Annotated in this window: 14 protein-coding genes; 2 read left to right on the forward strand and 12 right to left on the reverse strand. The window is 76.7% G+C overall.

Annotation, left to right across the window (positions count from 1 at the left end; genetic code table 11):
- Positions 1–2 precede the first annotated feature (2 nt).
- The 9 genes from IEZ03_RS04260 to IEZ03_RS04300 are packed head-to-tail and all read right to left on the reverse strand — an operon-like array spanning position 3 to position 10,011.
- Positions 3–935 (reverse strand): glycosyltransferase family 9 protein, encoded by a 933-nt coding sequence (locus tag IEZ03_RS04260; RefSeq protein ID WP_229808003.1) that lies wholly within the window; start codon positions 933–935, stop codon positions 3–5.
- On the reverse strand, positions 932–1,609 hold the full coding sequence (locus IEZ03_RS04265; protein ID WP_184884256.1) for an SDR family oxidoreductase: 678 nt from the start codon (positions 1,607–1,609) through the stop codon (positions 932–934). The genes IEZ03_RS04260 and IEZ03_RS04265 overlap by 4 nt, the downstream gene beginning before the upstream one ends.
- Positions 1,606–3,015, reverse strand: coding sequence for a PfkB family carbohydrate kinase (locus IEZ03_RS04270; RefSeq protein WP_184884258.1), 1,410 nt, complete (start codon positions 3,013–3,015; stop codon positions 1,606–1,608). The genes IEZ03_RS04265 and IEZ03_RS04270 overlap by 4 nt, the downstream gene beginning before the upstream one ends.
- Entirely contained in the window at positions 3,012–3,611 is a 600-nt protein-coding gene (locus tag IEZ03_RS04275; RefSeq protein WP_184884260.1) for a D-sedoheptulose-7-phosphate isomerase, read from the reverse strand. The genes IEZ03_RS04270 and IEZ03_RS04275 overlap by 4 nt, the downstream gene beginning before the upstream one ends.
- Entirely contained in the window at positions 3,608–4,831 is a 1,224-nt protein-coding gene (locus tag IEZ03_RS04280; RefSeq protein ID WP_184884262.1) for a glycosyltransferase, read from the reverse strand. Before IEZ03_RS04280 ends, IEZ03_RS04275 begins: the two co-directional genes overlap by 4 nt.
- On the reverse strand, positions 4,828–5,823 hold the full coding sequence (locus IEZ03_RS04285; RefSeq protein WP_229808004.1) for a glycosyltransferase: 996 nt from the start codon (positions 5,821–5,823) through the stop codon (positions 4,828–4,830). The genes IEZ03_RS04280 and IEZ03_RS04285 overlap by 4 nt, the downstream gene beginning before the upstream one ends.
- Entirely contained in the window at positions 5,820–6,830 is a 1,011-nt protein-coding gene (locus IEZ03_RS04290) for a glycosyltransferase family 9 protein (protein ID WP_184884264.1), read from the reverse strand. Before IEZ03_RS04290 ends, IEZ03_RS04285 begins: the two co-directional genes overlap by 4 nt.
- Positions 6,827–8,374, reverse strand: coding sequence for an HAD-IIIA family hydrolase (locus IEZ03_RS04295; protein ID WP_184884266.1), 1,548 nt, complete (start codon positions 8,372–8,374; stop codon positions 6,827–6,829). Before IEZ03_RS04295 ends, IEZ03_RS04290 begins: the two co-directional genes overlap by 4 nt.
- Complete coding sequence (locus IEZ03_RS04300; RefSeq protein ID WP_184884268.1) at positions 8,371–10,011, reverse strand: carbamoyltransferase family protein; 1,641 nt, start codon at positions 10,009–10,011, stop codon at positions 8,371–8,373. Before IEZ03_RS04300 ends, IEZ03_RS04295 begins: the two co-directional genes overlap by 4 nt.
- Before the next feature lie 223 nt (positions 10,012–10,234).
- Between IEZ03_RS04300 and IEZ03_RS04305 the strand changes: the two genes are divergently transcribed.
- Both IEZ03_RS04305 and IEZ03_RS04310 read left to right on the forward strand, forming a co-directional pair.
- Positions 10,235–11,122 carry a glycosyltransferase family 2 protein gene (locus tag IEZ03_RS04305; protein ID WP_221480717.1) on the forward strand — a complete coding sequence of 296 codons (888 nt, stop codon included), beginning with the start codon at positions 10,235–10,237 and terminating at the stop codon, positions 11,120–11,122.
- Positions 11,123–11,134: 12 nt separating this feature from the next.
- Entirely contained in the window at positions 11,135–11,962 is an 828-nt protein-coding gene (locus tag IEZ03_RS04310) for a glycosyltransferase family 2 protein (protein ID WP_184884272.1), read from the forward strand.
- 19 nt (positions 11,963–11,981) lie between these two features.
- Here IEZ03_RS04310 and IEZ03_RS04315 read toward each other — a convergent pair whose 3' ends face one another.
- The 3 genes from IEZ03_RS04315 to IEZ03_RS04325 form a co-directional block, all read right to left on the reverse strand.
- Entirely contained in the window at positions 11,982–12,335 is a 354-nt protein-coding gene (locus tag IEZ03_RS04315; RefSeq protein WP_184891028.1) for a DUF6343 family protein, read from the reverse strand.
- A gap of 95 nt (positions 12,336–12,430) precedes the next feature.
- A complete protein-coding gene (gene mgrA / locus IEZ03_RS04320) occupies positions 12,431–13,459 on the reverse strand; it encodes an L-glyceraldehyde 3-phosphate reductase (protein WP_184884274.1) in 1,029 nt (342 codons plus the stop codon).
- A gap of 67 nt (positions 13,460–13,526) precedes the next feature.
- The gene (locus tag IEZ03_RS04325; protein ID WP_184884276.1) at positions 13,527–15,089 is read right to left on the reverse strand and encodes an AMP-binding protein; all 1,563 of its coding nucleotides are present in this window, start codon (positions 15,087–15,089) and stop codon (positions 13,527–13,529) included.
- Positions 15,090–15,270: the final 181 nt, after the last annotated feature.

Consider the following 15,270-nt stretch of genomic DNA (forward strand, 5'->3'; position numbering starts at 1 on the left):
CCTCAGCGGTTGGCGGTGAGCGCTTTGCCCGCGGCCTCGACGGCCTGGCCGGCGGAGATCTCCAGCAGCCCCGGGTCGGGTTCGCGGCCGTGCGGGTCCCCCCGCCGCCCCGCCCACAGGACCAGGTGCTCGGCCCGGTCCGGCGGCCCCCAGCGGGCGGGGGGCGTCGGGCCGAACAGCAGCACCGACGGCGTCCGGTACGCGGTCGCGAGGTGGGCGACGCCGGTGTCGCCGCACACCACGAGCCGGGCTCCGGCGACGAGCGCGGCCAGCTCCGGCAGGCCGGTGCGGCCCGACAGGTCGGCGGAGGCGTCCAGCCCGGCGGTCTCCACGACCCGCCGCGCCAGTGCCGCCTCCCCCGGAGCGCCGGTGACGACGACCCGCTCGCCGCGGTCGCGCAGCGCCGCCGCGACGGCCGCGAACCGCTCGGCGGGCCAGCGGCGTGCGGGGAACGCCGCGCCCGGATGGACCACGACGGCCCCGGTCGCGGGCGACGGCGCCGGCGGCGCGGGCAGGTCCAGGTCGGCGGGGTCGGCGCCGAACCCGTACGCCGACACGAGCCGGCACCACCGCGCCACCTCGTGCTCGGCGGGATCCCAGCGGGGCCCGCCGGTATGGCCTGCCTCGGCGCAGGCGAATGCCAGCAATTGTCCCGGCCGGAGGCTCCCTAAGAGGCGGTGGCTCTGCGGGCCGCGGCCGTGCAGGTTGACCGCCGTGTCCACCGGCCCGGCGCGCGCAAGCGGGGCCAGCCCGTCCGCCGGATGGACGTCGTCGACGGCTCCGGTGGATCGGGCCAGGGGCCCGAGCGCGGCGGGCGCGGCGAGCGTGATCCGCGCGCCGGGCATTCCGCGGCGCAGGGCGCGCAGGGCCGGGACGCCGGTCAGCAGGTCGCCGAGGCCGAGGGCGCGCAGCACCAGGACCCGGGGACCCGTCACGGCCACGACGGTTCCTGCGAGGGGCAGACGACCATCTCCCGCACCTCGCAGCCGGCGGGCTGGGCGAGCGCGAACGCCACGGTCGCCGCCACGTCCTCGGGGCGGTTGAGCTTGGCGTCCGGGCCCGGCTTGTACTGGTCGGAGCGGTCGTCGAAGAACGCGGTGTCCATGCCGCCCGGCACGACCATGGTGACGGCGACGCGGCCGGCCATCTCGGCGGCGAGGGCCCGGGTGAAGCCGACGACGCCGAACTTGGACGCGCAGTACGCGGTCGCGTCGCCGAACGCCCGGAACCCCAGCGTGGACGCGACGGTCACGACCCGGCCGTGGGGCTCGTTCTCCAGGTAGGGGAGCGCGGAGCGGACGACGGCGGCGGTGCCCAGCAGGTTCACCTGGATCACCCGCTCCCAGTCCTCGGCGGGGACCTCGCACAGCGTCCCGCAGGCGTCGATGCCCGCGGCGGTGACGACGGCGTTCAGCCCGCCGGCGGCGCGCGCCAGCCCGTGCACGGCGCGCTCGGCGCATCTGCGGTCGGCGAGGTCGGCCTGCATGTGCTCGAAGTCGTCCTTCGGCGGGTGCCGGTCGAGGACGAGGGGGCGGCCCCCGTCCTCCGCGACCTTCCGCGCGACGGCCGCGCCGAGTCCCGAGGAACCACCGGTGATGAGGACGTTCATGAGGCGTTTCCCTTCGTCGTGGACAGCAGGCGGGTGGTGGAGCGCCCCTCCAGCAGGGGGAGCAGGACCACCTCGCCGTCGTGGGCCCGGACCGTCTCGGCCTCGGGCAGCGTGGTGCCGGCGTAGTCGGCGCCCTTGACCCACACGTCGGGGCGCAGCCGCTCCAGCAGCGGGGCGGGGGTGTCGTCGTCGAACACCAGCGCCGCGTCGACGTCGCTGAGCGCCTCCAGCACCCGGACGCGGTCGGCGGCGGGCGTGACGGGGCGGGTCGGCCCCTTGCGCCGCCGCACGGAGGCGTCGGAGTTGACGCACACGATCAGGCAGTCGCCGAGCCGCCGCGCCTGCTGCAGCATGCTGACGTGCCCGGCGTGCAGCAGGTCGAAGCAGCCGCCGGTCGCCACGACCGTCCCGCCGGCCCGCCGCGTCCGCTCGACGACGTCCCAGGCGTCCTCGCCGCGCTCGGGGACGAGCCGCGCCGTGCCGGTCTCGGCGAGCTGCGCCGCGACGCCCGCGGCGGCCCCGGCGCGGACGAACTCCGACGCGAGGTCGACGCCCTCGGTGACGGCGTCGGCGAGGGACCCGCCGTCGGCGAGCGCGCCCGCGGCGCCGGCCGCGAAGCTGTCGCCCGCGCCGCACGAGTCGCCGCGGGCGGGCCGCGCCGGCGCCAGCAGCGGCGCCTCCGACCCGTCGCACAGCAGCGCGCCCTCCGCGCCGAGCGTGACCGCGACGCCCTCGATGCCCCAGGCGCCGGCGAGGTACCGGCCGGAGCGCCCGGCCGCCGACAGCCCGGATCCGCCGATCTCGGCGCCGCAGGCCGCGGCGAGCCGGGCGGCCTCGCCCGCGTTCGGGGTGAGGAGCCGCACGCCGGGGACGGGCGCCTCGCCGCGCGGGTGCGGGTCCCACACGACGGGGACGCCCGCGGGCAGCCCGCCCAGCAGGGACCGGACGGCGCGGTGCCGGGTGACGCCGCGGCCGTAGTCGGCGACCAGCACCGCGCCGGCCCCGGCGACGGCGTCGGTGACGCGCGGGCCGACGGGCCCGTCGAGGGCCTGCCCTTCCCCGGCGTCCAGGCGCGCCACCGACTGCCCGCCGGACCGGATGCGCAGCTTGCAGGGCGTGCCGCCGTGCAGGTGCAGGGCGGCGACCTCCACGTGCTTCTCCAGCATCGCGCGCAGCCGGCGGCCGGGTTCGTCGTCGGCGAGGGCGGTGACGAGCACCACCTCGCGCCCGGCCGCGCCCGGCTGCAGGGCCGCGAGCAGCGCCGCGAGCCCGGCGCCGCCCGGCCGGGGCAGCTCCTCGGCCTGCTCGACGACGGGCACGGGCGCGTCCGGGCAGAGCCGGCTGCTGCTGCCGACGATGTCGATGTCGAGCAGCGCGTCGCCGACTACCACCAGCGGAGCGGTCATGGTCTCACCCCCAGGGCGTCGTCGATCACCCCGCACAGCAGGTGGATCGCGGCGAGGTGGATCTCCTGGACGGTCGAGGTGGCGGCGGCCTCCACGGTGACGGCGTCGTCGCACGCGCCGGCGAGCGCGTTCGGCCCCGGCCCGGTCACGGCCCACGCGGTGAGGCCGAGCCGCCGGGCCTCCCGCGCCGCCGCGAGCACGTTGGCGCTGCTCCCGCTGGTCGACAGGCACACCAGCACGTCGCCGGGCCGGCCGTGCGCCCGCACCTGCCGCGCGAACACGCTTTGCTGGCCGTAGTCGTTGCCGATGGCGGTGACCGACGAGGTGTCGCCGTGCAGCGGGATCGCCGACAGCGGCCGCCGCTCGTCCTCGAACCGGCCGACCAGCTCGGCCGTCAGGTGTTGGGCCTCGGCCGCGCTGCCCCCGTTGCCGCAGGCCAGGAGCCGCCCGCCACCGCGCAGCACGACGGCGAGGCGCCGCCCCCAGGTCTCGATCGTGGGGACCTGCGCGCGGAACCGCAGCGCGGCCTCGGCGAGGGCCTCCAGCCGCCGGTCCTGCGGGGTCGCGGTCCTGGTGCGGGTGGTGGGGGCGGTCATGCGGGCACCTCGCTCAGCGCGGCGGCGTGCTGGTAGACCTCGGTGGTGGCGGCGGCGACGCGGGCCCAGGAGTAGTGCTCGCGCGCCCGCCCGGCGGCCGCGAGCCCCATCGCGGCCCGCGCGTCCGGGTCGCCGAGCAGCGCCCGGACCGCGCGGGCGGCGCCCTCGGGGTCGCGGGGCCGGACGAGCGTCCCGGTGACGCCGTCCACGACGGTGTCGAGGTGCCCGCCGACCGCGCTCGCGACCACCGGGACGCCGCAGGCCATCGCCTCCAGCGGCACCATGCCGAACGGCTCGTACCAGGGGAGGGTGAGCACGAGGCTCGCCGACCGGAGCAGCGCGGGGACCTCGTCGCGGCCGAGCCGGCCGAGGAACTCCACGCGGCCGGCGACGCCCGCGTCCCGCGCCACCGCGCGCAGCCGGCGGATCTCGGGGTCGCCGGCGAGGTCGCCGCGCGGCGGCCCGCCGGCGACGGCGAGCTCGGTGTCCGGCAGGTGCGCCAGCGCCCGGATCGCGGTGTCGACGCCCTTGCGCTCGACCAGCCGCGACAGCACCGCGAGGCGGTGCCGCCCACCGCGCGGCACCCCGGCGGCGGGCGAGAACAGGTCCAGGTCGACGCCGCACGGGACGACGCGGACGCGGTCGCCGGGGACGCCCATCGCGGCCAGCTCGCCGACCTCGTCCGAGCAGGTCGCGATCACGGTGTCGGCGGCGCGGCCGATCGCCCGCTCCAGCCGCACCCGGGACGCCGGGCTGGTGTCCCGGTCGCGCTGGTGGCGGCGCTTCACGGTGCCGAGCGCGTGGTAGGTCTGCACCACCGGCACGCGCCGCGCCGCGGGCGCCTGCGCGGCCTGGATCGCCGCGAGCCCGCTCATCCAGAAGTGCGCGTGCGCGACGTCGGGCGGATCGGCGGCCCAGCGGTCCTCCAGGTACCGCCCGAAGTCGTGCATCCAGGGCAGCAGGTCGTCCTTGGCGATGCGCTCGGGCGGGCCCGCCGGGACGTGCTCGACGGTCACGCCGGGCGCGAGCCGCACCCGGCCCGGCCGGCCGGGCGCGTCGCGCCGGGTGTAGACGGTGACGTAGTGCCCCTGCCGGCCGAGCGCGGCGGCCAGTTCCGCGACGAACACGTTCTGCCCACCGCCGTCCGCTCCGCCGAGACCCGCGGGACCGCCCCTCGCCGCCAGCGGGCTGGCGTGCTCGGAGACCATGGCTATCCTCATCGCGACACCTCCTGGAGAGTTCGCCGCCAGTCGCGCAGGAAGCGCGGCAGGCCGTACCGTTCGACGGCGTAGGCCCGCGCCTCCTTGCCCATCTGGCGGGCCCGCGCCGGGTCGGCGGCCAGGGCCCGCGCCGCGCCGGCCAGCGTGCCGACGCGCGTGGACAGCACCCCGGCCTCCGGCGGAACCGCCTCGACCGCCTCGGTGGTGGCGAGCGCCACCACCGGCAGGCCGAGCATCATGGCCTCGATCAGCGCGAGGCCCAGGGAGGTCCACCGGTAGGGGTGGACGTAGACGCGGCGGCGGGCGAGCAGCTCGTGCATCCTCGCCTGCGGCAGGTCCTCGAAGGTCCAGAGCGCTTCGGGGGCGATCCCGAGGCGCTCGGGGACGCCCCGCACGTTCATGCCGAACAGGTCCAGGGGGACGGCGGCCGCGAGTTCGGCGAGCAGGTCGGTCCCGGCGACGCGGCCGCGGCGCAGCGGGTCGTTGATGACCACCCCGGCGCGGGGCAGGTCGGCGGTGTACCGGTGGCCGGGATCGACGACGCCGTGCTCGATGACCCTGACCGGGGCCCGCCCGCAGTTCCAGAACAGCCGGTTGAAGTGGGTGACGTGGACGACGGGGATGTCGGAGCGGTCGTGCAGGAAGTGGCGGCTGTCGGGGACGACCTCCTCGGGCATGCCGATGTCGGAGGGCGTGCGGCGGGGGGTGTCGTGCTCGACGTAGACGGCGGGCACGTCGCGTCCGGGGCGGCGCCCGAGCCACTCCTCGGCGAGCCGCAGCTCGCGGGGGCGCTGCAGGACGACGACGTCGACGTCCTCATGCCGGAGCCGCTCCGGCGCGACCTCGACCGCGCGGTCGGGCCAGTGGAACGTGTCGGGCCGCCCCTTCCCGTCGGCGTCCCGGCCGGGGGTGACGGGGACGAGCGTGGTCTGCGGCCCGTGGACGAACGACGTCGCCCACGAGCCGTGCACGTGCCACATCAGCACTCTCACCGGGCGGGCACCTCCTCGACCGAGGCCACGATCTCCACGGCCGCCGCGACCTCGTCGGCGCGGACCGACGCCAGGCAGGGGTGCCCGTCGACCGGGCACTCGCGGGCGCGGCTGTCCTTGCAGGGCGCCATCTGGTCGCCGAGCAGCGCCATCGGGACGCCGAACGGCGCCCACCGGGCCGCGGGCACGGTCGGCGCGAACAGCGACACGACCGGCGTCCCGACGGCCGCCGCCAGGTGCGCGGGGCCGGTGTTGCCGGCGATCGCGGCGCACGCCCCCCGCAGCACCGACGCCAGCTCCGCCAGCGACGTCCGGCCGCCGAGGTCGAGGCCGTCCTCGCCGGCGACGAGGGCGGTCAGCTCCTTCTCGTCCCCGTGGCCGGTGACGACGACGCGGCGGCCCGCCGCGCGCAGCAGCCGGACGGCCTCGGCGCAGCGCTCCGGCGGCCAGGCCCGCGCGGGGACCGACGTGCCCGGGTGCACGACGACGTACCCGGGGCCGCCGGTGAGGTGGTCGGTGTCGGGCAGCGGCTCCCGGACCCGAAGCCGGGTGTCGTCCGGGGCGGGGAACCCGGCGTCCTCCGCCAGCGCGAGCATCCGCAGCGGCTCGGGCATGTCCTCGCCGGGGCGGTGCCGCAGGTCCAGCAGCGAACCGGGGTAGTCCTCGCTGATGCCGCCGATCCACGGCGTCCCGGCGAGGCGCAGCAGCAGCGCCAGCGGCAGCGGCGACTGGTGGAACGAGGTCAGGATCAGCGCCCGGTCGAACCCGCGGAGCCTGCGGACGATCCCGTCGATGTCGGACCGCTCGACCGGCACCCGGTCCGGGTCGATCCAGGGCGCGCACCACTCGATCACGCGGTCGACGCCGGGCAGCAGGTCGGCGGCCGCGCGCCCGCGCGGGCCGCACAGCAGCACGACCTCGCCGGCGCGCGCGGCGACCGCCCGCACGGCCGGGCCGGCGAGCAGGACGTCGCCGATGTTGTCCTGGCGGGCGACGAGGACCCTCATCGGCGCCGCCTTCCGCCGAGGACCAGATCGACGGCCGCCCGCAGCGTCGGCGCCGTCTCGGCCGCGCCCGCGACCTCTTCCGGGCGGGTGCGTCCGGTCGGCACGAGGATGCCGCGCGCGCCCGCCGCCGCGGCGGCCTCGACGTCGCGGCCGATGTCGCCGATGACGGCGCAGTCGGACGGCAGCGCCCCGAGGCGCCGCGCCGCGCGCTCGATCATCCCGGGCCGCGGCTTGCGGCAGTCGCAGCCGTCGCCGCCGTCGTGCGGGCAGAACTCCCACACGTCGAAGCGGCCGAGGAGCCGCTCGACCCGCGCGTTGACGCGCCGGACGTCCCCGGCGGTGAGGCGCCCCTTCGCCACGCCCGACTGGTTGGACACGACGCCGATCCGCACCCCGTGCCGCCGCAGCCGGTCCAGGGCGCGGCGCGCTCCCGGCATCGGCTCCACCAGCTCCGGGTCCCCGTTGTAGGGGACGTCGCGGATGAGCGTGTCGTCGCGGTCGAACAGCACGACCCGCGGGCCGCCCCAGGGCCGCGCCCCGCGGTGGACGACCAGCCCGCGCGCCCGGTGCCACACCGCCGCGGGCGGGATGGCGGCGCTGGTCACCAGCATCTTCACGACCTCCGCGGGCGTCCGCGGCCCCGGCCGGATCCGCCGGTGCGCGAACCCGGCGGTCAGCGCGCACCACACGCCCGCGGCGGCCACCCCGGCCGCCGCGCCGCGGCCGCCGCGCAGCGCCGCGGGCGCGCCCGCGGCGGCGAGGGCGGCCGCGGTGGTGAGCAGGTGGCGGCGGAGCAGGCCGCGGCCCTCGCCGGCGCGCTCGCGCCACGAGGAGCCGTGCACACGCCACATGAGGACGTCGTCGGCGTTGCCCGCCTGCGCGCGCACCGACGCCCAGAAGCCGGCGGGCCGGACCGGGTGCGTCACCCTCCGCTCGCCGAGGACGAGCCCGTGCCCGGCGTCCATCACGCGCAGCGCCAGGTCCGCGTCCTCCCGGTAGGCGCGGCGGAAGCGCTCGTCGAAGCCGCCGGCCTCGGCGAGGACGTCCCGGCGGTAGGCCATGTCGGCGGTGATCCACTCCGCGCCGGCGAGCGCCGCGGTGCCGCGCTCCCAGTCGGTCGGGGCCCGGCCCTCCGGAAGGGGGACCGTGACGCGGCCCTGGGAACCGCCCACCTGGGGCGCCAGGTCCGCGAGGTCGGCGGCCAGCCCGGCCGCCCACCCCGGCTCGGGAACGACGTCGTCGTCCAGGAAAGCGACCCATTCGGTCGCGGCCGCGCGCCAGCCCGCGTTCCGGGCGGCGGCGGGCCCGCGGCCACCGGAGCGGAGCACCCGGATCTCCGGCCCGTCCGGCGGCATGTCCGGAGGCAGGGGAAGGGGCGCGCCGGGCGCGGGCCGGTCGTCCACGACGATGATCTCGTGAATCGAGTGCCGTGCTCGTCCCGGATCACCGGTGAGGCCGGCGAGCAGGGCGCGCAGCGTGCCGCGCAGGCTCTCCCGGCCGATCGTCGGGATGACGACGGTGTGGCTTGCCACCGGGCGGCTCATCGGGCGTGCACCTCCCGGCGGCGGACCACGTACGGGCCGATGGCCAGCACGTCCACCGGGGCGGAGCCGAAGCACTCCAGCGCGTCCCGCGGGTCGTCGACCATCGGGCGCCCGGCGGTGTTCAGGCTGGTGTTGACCAGGACGGGCAGGCCCGTCCGGCGGCGGAACTCCTCCAGCAGCCGCGCGACGAGGGGCTCGTCCCCGGCGTCGACCGTCTGGATCCGGGCGGTGCCGTCCACGTGGACGACCGCGGGGATGCGCTCGCGCCACCCGGGCCGCACCCGGTGGACGAACAGCATGTACGGGCTCGGCAGCGGCCCGTCGAAGACCTCCGCCGCGCGGTCGAGCGCGACCATCGGCGCGATCGGGCGGAACTGCTCGCGGCCCTTCACGTCGTTGAGCCGCTCCAGGTTGGCCTCGTGGCCGGGGTGGGCGAGCAGGGACCGGTGCCCGAGCGCGCGCGGCCCGAACTCGGACCGCCCTTGGAACCACGCCACGATCTCGTTGCGCGCAAGGGCGTCGGCGACCGCGGCGGCCAGGTCGCCGGGCCGCTCGTACGGGATCTTGGCGGTGTCCAGGCACGCCGCGATCTCCCGGTCGTCCCACCGGCGGCCCAGGGCGGCGCCAAGCATGGCCGACGGCGGATCGCCGCCCGCCCGCGCGACGTGCAGCGCGGCGCCGAGCGCAGTGCCGGCGTCGCCCGCGGCGGGCTGGACCCAGATGTCGTCGTACGGCCCGGTCTCGGCGAGCCGCGAGTTCGCGACGCAGTTGAGGGCGACGCCGCCGGCGAGCATCAGCCGCCGGGAGCCGGTGCGGCCGTGCAGCCAGGCCGCCAGGTCCAGCAGCACCTCTTCGAGGCGGGCCTGGACGCTCGCTGCGAGGTCGGCGTGGTCGCGGGTCCACTCGCCGTCCGCGGGGCGGGCCTTCGCCAGCGCGCCCCAGTCGATGTCCGCGACGGCGAAACCGCCGTCCCCGGTGGCGCGGACGTGTTCGCGCAGCTCGTTCAGGAAGCGCGGCTCGCCGTAGGAGGCCAGGGCCATGACCTTGTACTCGTCGCTGGAGCGCAGGAAGCCGAGGTGCTCGGTGAGGTCCTCGTACATCAGGCCGAGGGAGTGCGGGAGGCGTTGGGCGTGCAGCGTGGTCAGGACTCCGCCCTCGTACGTCCCGGCGAGGTGCGAGTGCGACTCGCCGCGCCCGTCCAGGACCAGGACGTCGCCGTCGCCGGGCCCCGGAGCCGCGAGCCCGGCGGACGCGGCGTGCGCCACGTGGTGCGGCACGTACCGCACGATGCCCGGGTCGAGCCCCGGCAGCGCTGTCGACAGGAAGTTCGGCGCCCGCCGCGCGTACAGCGTCCGCAGCCGCTCCCACTGGACGTCGTGCCCCGCCAGTCCCGGCTCGACCAGGGCGGGGTCGTAGGAGTAGGCGACGGCGTCGAGGTCGCCCGGCTCCAGCCCGGCCTCGTCCAGGCACCACCGGGCGGCCTTCTCCGGCAGTTCCCAGCCGGCGAAGGGCACCGGCCGCTTGCCGTGCTTGCGGCGGCTGAAGCGCTCCTCCTCCGCCGCGGCGACGACGGCGCCGTCCACGACCAGCGCGGCGGCCGGATCATGAAATATCGCATTAATTCCGAGCACACGCATATGAGCCCCGTTTCGGCGCAGCATTCGGTGAGCCGCCGATGACGTCGTCGTGGTCACCGGCTCTTGGCGGGTGGAGCGAGAGCGAATCCCCTATAGGTGATTTCGGCATTGCCGATAACAGTGGCGCTAAACACTGGAGTCCGAAAAAGAGGATGTAAGCGATCTGCCAGGTAGAACGCGGGTTGCCGACATGGAGCCGAAAACTGCGGGTATTCGGCGACTTATGCGCTGCACCGTCGTCGTCATCACGCGAGATCGCCGGCAATCGCTGCTGGCCTCTCTTGCGCGGACCCGTAAGATCGCGGAGCGGCCGCCGGTCATTGTGGTGGACAACGCCTCACGGGACGGCGCCCCCGACGCCGTCGCGGCGCAATTTCCCGAGGTCGAACTGATTCGATCTTCGCGCAACCTGGGCGCGGTCGCCCGGAACCTCGCGGTCGACCACGTCCGCACCCCGTACGTGGCGTTCTGGGACGACGACACCTGGTGGGAGCCGGACGCCCCGTCCCGCGCCGCGGACCTGCTCGACGCCCATCCGCGGCTCGCGGTCGTCACCGGGCGGATCCTGGTCGAGCCCGGCGGGCGCGAGGACCCGATCGTGCCGGAGCTGCGGCACTCGCCGGTCCCCGGGCCGCCGTGGCTGCCCGGCCCCGCGCTCGGCTCCTTCCTCGCCGGGGCGTCCATGGTCCGGGCCGAGGCGTTCCGCGCGGCGGGCGGGTTCTCCGCCAGGCTGTGGCTGGGCGGTGAGGAGGAGCTGCTGAGCGCCGACCTGATGGCGCTCGGCTGGCAGCTGTGCTTCGCCGAGGACGTCGTCGTGCACCACGAGCCGTCCCCGCTGCGCGAACCGCACCTGCGGCGCCGCCACGGCATCCGCAACACGCTGTGGTTCACCTGGCTGCGCCGCCCGCTGCCCGCCGCCGCGCGGCGCACGGCCGGGCTGCTGCGCACCCTGCCGCGCGACCGCGTCACGGCCGCCGCGCTCGCCGAGGCCGCCGCGGGGCTGGCCTGGGTGGCGCGCGAACGCCGCACGCTGCCGCCGGACGTCGAAGACCGGCTCCGGCGCCTGGAGGAGTCCCAGCGGGAGTCCAAGGCCCGGCGCTACGTGAGCTAGGGGGAGCCGCCCGTGCCCGATGTCACCGTCCTCGTCGCGACCCGCGACCGCGCCCCGGAACTGCGCCGCAGCCTCGCGCGGCACACCGCCCCGGTGATCGTGGCCGACAACGCCTCCTCCGACGGGACCGCCGCCGTCGCCGAGGCCGCCGGCGCCGCGGTACTGCGGCTGCCGCGCAACCTGGGCGCCGCCGCCCGCACCGTCGCGGCCCGGCACGCCGCGACACGCTACGTCGCGTTCGCCGACGACGACTCCTGGTGGGCCCCCGGCGCCCTGGACCGCGCCGCGGAGATCCTCGACGCCCACCCGCGGACGGCGCTGCTCGCCGCCCGCGTGCTCGTCGGCGCGGACGAGCGGCTCGAACCGGTCTCGGCGGAGATGGCCCGCGCCCCGCTCGGCCGGCCGGACGGCCTGCCCGGCCCGGCCGTCCTCGGCTTCCTCGCCTGCTCGGTGGTCGTCCGGCGCGACGCGTTCCTCGACGCGGGCGGCTTCTCGGAAGTCCTGCACTTCGCCGGGGAGGAGGAGCTCCTCGCCCTCGACCTGGCCGCCGCCGGATGGGGGCTCGCCTACATGCCCGAGCTCGTCGTCCACCACCACCCGTCCGCGGCGGGCCGCGACCCGGCCGCCCGGCGCCGCAGGGAGGCGCGCAACCGGCTGCTGACCGCGTGGCTGCGCCGCCCGCTGCCGGTGGTCGCGCGGGCCGCCGGGTCCGCGCTGGGCACCCGCGCCGGCCGCGCCGGCCTCGCGGACGCCGCCCGCGCCCTGCCGGCCGTGGCCTTCGCGCGCCGTCCCGTCCCGCCCGCGGTGGAGGCGGCGCGCGCCCGGCTCACCGGCTACTGACCCGCCGCACGGGCACGGGTCAGCCGCGGGTCCGCCGGGCGATCACCACCAGGTCGACCGCGGCGATGACGGCGACCACCGCGCACATGGCCGCCGCGGTCCAGGCCCCGTCGCCCTCCGCCGTCAGCGCGAACACGATCGCGGCGCCGACCGCGAGCACCAGCGCGATCACCGACAGGACCGCCCGCAGCCGCAGCGGGCTGCGGGCGGTGAGCGGCTCGCTGCCGCTCGGCTGCCGGTGCCGGTAGCGGCCCCGCGAGCCGGGGCCGCGCCACTGCGGGTCGCGCCACTCGGGTGCCGTCCCGTCGTTCCGGTCGAGGCCGTCCCGGTCGGGGCGGTTCCGGTCGGGGTCGTTCCGGTCGGGTGGGGACACGGGTCACCCCGCGAACGTCGCGGCGGCGCGCGGCATCATCTCGTCCATACGCTGCTCGTGCCCCGTCGTGCCCGGTCGATGCGCGTTCGCGGCGGTCAGCCCGCGCTGGAGGCCGCCCAGATGTTGACGCCCGCCTCGACGGCGTCCCGGTCGATCGCGGCCAGCTCGTCCGCGGTGAAGTCGAGCCGGTCCAGCGCCGCGAGGTTCTCCTCCAGCTGGGCGACGCTGCTCGCGCCGATCAGCGAGGAGGTGACCCGGCCGTCGCGCAGCGACCAGGCCAGGGCGAGCTGCGCGAGCGACTGGCCGCGCCCCTCGGCGATCTCGTTCAGCCTCCGGACGTGCCGGACGTTCTCCTCGGTGAGCAGGCTCGACGAGAACGACGTGCCCTTGCTCGCCCGCGAACCCTCGGGGACGCCGCCGAGGTACTTGCCGGTCAGCATCCCCTGCGCCAGCGGCGAGAACGCGATGCAGCCCACGCCCTCCCGCTCCAGCGTGTCGAGCAGCCCGCCCTCGATCCACCGGTTGAGCATCGAGTACGACGGCTGGTGGATCAGCAGCGGCGTGCCCATCTCCCGCAGGATCGCCGCCGCCTCCGCGGTGCGCTCGGGCGAATAGGAGGAGATCCCCGCGTACAGCGCCTTCCCGGACCGGACGGCGCTGTCCAGCGCGCCCATCGTCTCCTCAAGTGGCGTCTCCGGGTCGAAGCGGTGGCTGTAGAAGATGTCGACGTAGTCCAGGCCCATCCGGCTCAGCGACTGGTCAAGGCTGGCCAGCAGGTACTTGCGCGACCCCCACTCACCGTACGGGCCCGGCCACATGTCGTATCCGGCCTTCGTCGAGATGATCAGTTCGTCCCGGTACGGCCGGAGGTCCTCCCGCATGATCCGGCCGAAGTTGAGCTCCGCGGAGCCGTACGGCGGCCCGTAGTTGTTCGCCAGGTCGAAGTGCGTGACACCGAGGTCGAACGCGCGCCGGAGGATGGCCCGCTGCACCTCCAGCGGCCGGTCGTCGCCGAAGTTGTGCCACAGCCCGAGCGAGATCGCCGGGAGCCGCAGCCCGCTGCGCCCGCACCGCCGGTAGGGGATCCGCTCGTAGCGCTCACTGTCCGCAACATAGGTGGTCATGGCCCGGAGTATCCCAGTGGCGGCGCGGCACCGCATGCCGGGTCCGGGCAGGTGGGGGAGGGCGGCGTCAGTCCAGGGCGTGCTTGAGGACCTTGCCCGCCGGGTTGCGGGGCAGCCGGTCGAGGAACACCACGTCGCGGGGCACCTTGTGCCGGGCGAGGTTGGCGGCGACGTGCCCCTTGACGTCGTCCTCCGTCACGGCGGCGCCCGCGGCGCGGACCACGTGGGCGCGCAGCCGCTGCCCGAACTCGGCGTCGGGCACGCCCGTGACGGCGGCCTCCTCGATGCCCGGGTGGGCGGCGAGGAGGTCCTCGACCTCGCCCGGGTGGACGTTCTCGCCGCCCGACACGATCATGTCGTCGGCGCGGCCGTCGACGTGCAGCCGGCCGTCCGCGTCGACGTGCCCGAGGTCGCCGACCGCCATCAGCCCGCCGACCTCCTCCTTGCCGCCCCCGCCGGTGTAGCCGCCGAACCGTGCGGGGGTGTCGACGAAGATGCGGCCGGTCGTGCCGGGCGCGGCGGGGCGGTCGTCGTCGCCGAGGATCGCCACGGTGGTCCCCGCGGGCGGGCGGCCGACGCACCCGGGCGCGGCGGCGAGGTCGTCCGGCCCGGCGATCGTGATGCAGGACGCCTCGGTGGAGCCGTAGAAGTTGTAGAGGACCGGCCCGAACGCCGCCAGGGCGCGCTCCGCGAGATCGGGGTCGAGCCGCGCGCCGCCCGTCATGACCACCTTGAGGCCGGACAGGTCGCGCTTCTCCGCGCCGGGGACGGCCAGGAGCCGGCTCAGCATCACCGGGACGGCGACGAACGACGCGCACCGGTGCGCCTCCAGGTCGTCGAGGACGCCCGCCGCGTCGAACCGGCGGCGCAGCACCAGCGTCGACCCGAGCCCGAGCGCGAGGATCGCGGAGGTCAGCCCGAGGCCGTGGAACAGCGGCGGGCCGACGAACATGGCCTCCCCGCCGCGGAACGGCACCTTCGACAGGATGCCGCCGGGCAGCGCCATCGACCGGGACTGCGGCCGCGGCGCGCCCTTCGGCCGCCCGGACGTGCCGCTGGTGAGGATCACCATGGAGCCCGGCCGGGGCGGCGCGGGCGGCGGCGCGTCGTCCGCCCCGCCGATGAGGTCGTCCAGGTCGGCGTCGGTGAGGCGGGGCATGGCGAGGCCGTCCACGACGGGGGCGAACTCCTCGTCGTGCAGGACGGCGGTGACGCCCTCCCGCGTGACGGCGTCGCGGAGCTGCGGCGCGGCGAAGTCGGTGTTGAGGAACAGGACGGACGCGCCCGTCTTCGCCGCCCCCGACATGGCCTCCAGGAGGCCGCGGTGGTTGCGGCAGAGGACGCCCACGGTGTCGCCCGCGCCGATGCCGCGCGCCAGCAGGGCGTTGGCGAGCGCGTTGCAGCGCCGGTCCAGCTCGCCGAACGTGAGGCTCCCGCGGTCGTCGACCAGGCCGGTGCGGCGGGGGAAGCGGTGCGCGGGCAGCGCCGTCGCGGCGCCGAGCGGCCCGTACCGCCGCAGCGCCCGCGCCGTCGCGGCGAGGGCCCGCGGAGGCATCGGGCCGATCATCCCGGCGCGGGCGGCGGCGCGCAGCCCGCTGAGCTCGGCGGAGATACGGGTGCGCGTGACCATGACCGGCAGCGTACGCAGGAAGAGGACAGATCCACAAGATCTGTCCTTTTGCTGCGGAGGTGGCGGCGGCGCCGGAGTGCGAGTACACAAAAGCACCGGGTCCCGGCTGTCATGTCTGCGAGGCGTGAACGAGGCTCGTAGGTGGCAGGAAGACTCAGAGCAATGGACGAGGAGGTCCAAA

The sequence above is a fragment of the Actinomadura livida genome, assembly GCF_014648675.1.
In the GTDB taxonomy this organism is placed as follows: Bacteria; Actinomycetota; Actinomycetes; order Streptosporangiales; family Streptosporangiaceae; genus Spirillospora; species Spirillospora livida.

Excerpts from the sequence above, each read along its gene's own strand:
- IEZ03_RS04305 (WP_221480717.1), top strand. The coding sequence starts at position 10,235 with ATGCGCTGCACCGTCGTCGTCATCACGCGAGATCGCCGGCAATCGCTG.
- IEZ03_RS04280 (WP_184884262.1), bottom strand. The coding sequence starts at position 4,831 with ATGAGGATAGCCATGGTCTCCGAGCACGCCAGCCCGCTGGCGGCGAGG.
- IEZ03_RS04265 (WP_184884256.1), bottom strand. The coding sequence starts at position 1,609 with ATGAACGTCCTCATCACCGGTGGTTCCTCGGGACTCGGCGCGGCCGTC.
- IEZ03_RS04290 (WP_184884264.1), bottom strand. The coding sequence starts at position 6,830 with ATGAGGGTCCTCGTCGCCCGCCAGGACAACATCGGCGACGTCCTGCTC.
- IEZ03_RS04275 (WP_184884260.1), bottom strand. The coding sequence starts at position 3,611 with ATGACCGCCCCCACCACCCGCACCAGGACCGCGACCCCGCAGGACCGG.
- IEZ03_RS04295 (WP_184884266.1), bottom strand. The coding sequence starts at position 8,374 with ATGAGCCGCCCGGTGGCAAGCCACACCGTCGTCATCCCGACGATCGGC.
- IEZ03_RS04300 (WP_184884268.1), bottom strand. The coding sequence starts at position 10,011 with ATGCGTGTGCTCGGAATTAATGCGATATTTCATGATCCGGCCGCCGCG.
- mgrA (WP_184884274.1), bottom strand. The coding sequence starts at position 13,459 with ATGACCACCTATGTTGCGGACAGTGAGCGCTACGAGCGGATCCCCTAC.
- IEZ03_RS04270 (WP_184884258.1), bottom strand. The coding sequence starts at position 3,015 with ATGACCGCTCCGCTGGTGGTAGTCGGCGACGCGCTGCTCGACATCGAC.
- IEZ03_RS04325 (WP_184884276.1), bottom strand. The coding sequence starts at position 15,089 with ATGGTCACGCGCACCCGTATCTCCGCCGAGCTCAGCGGGCTGCGCGCC.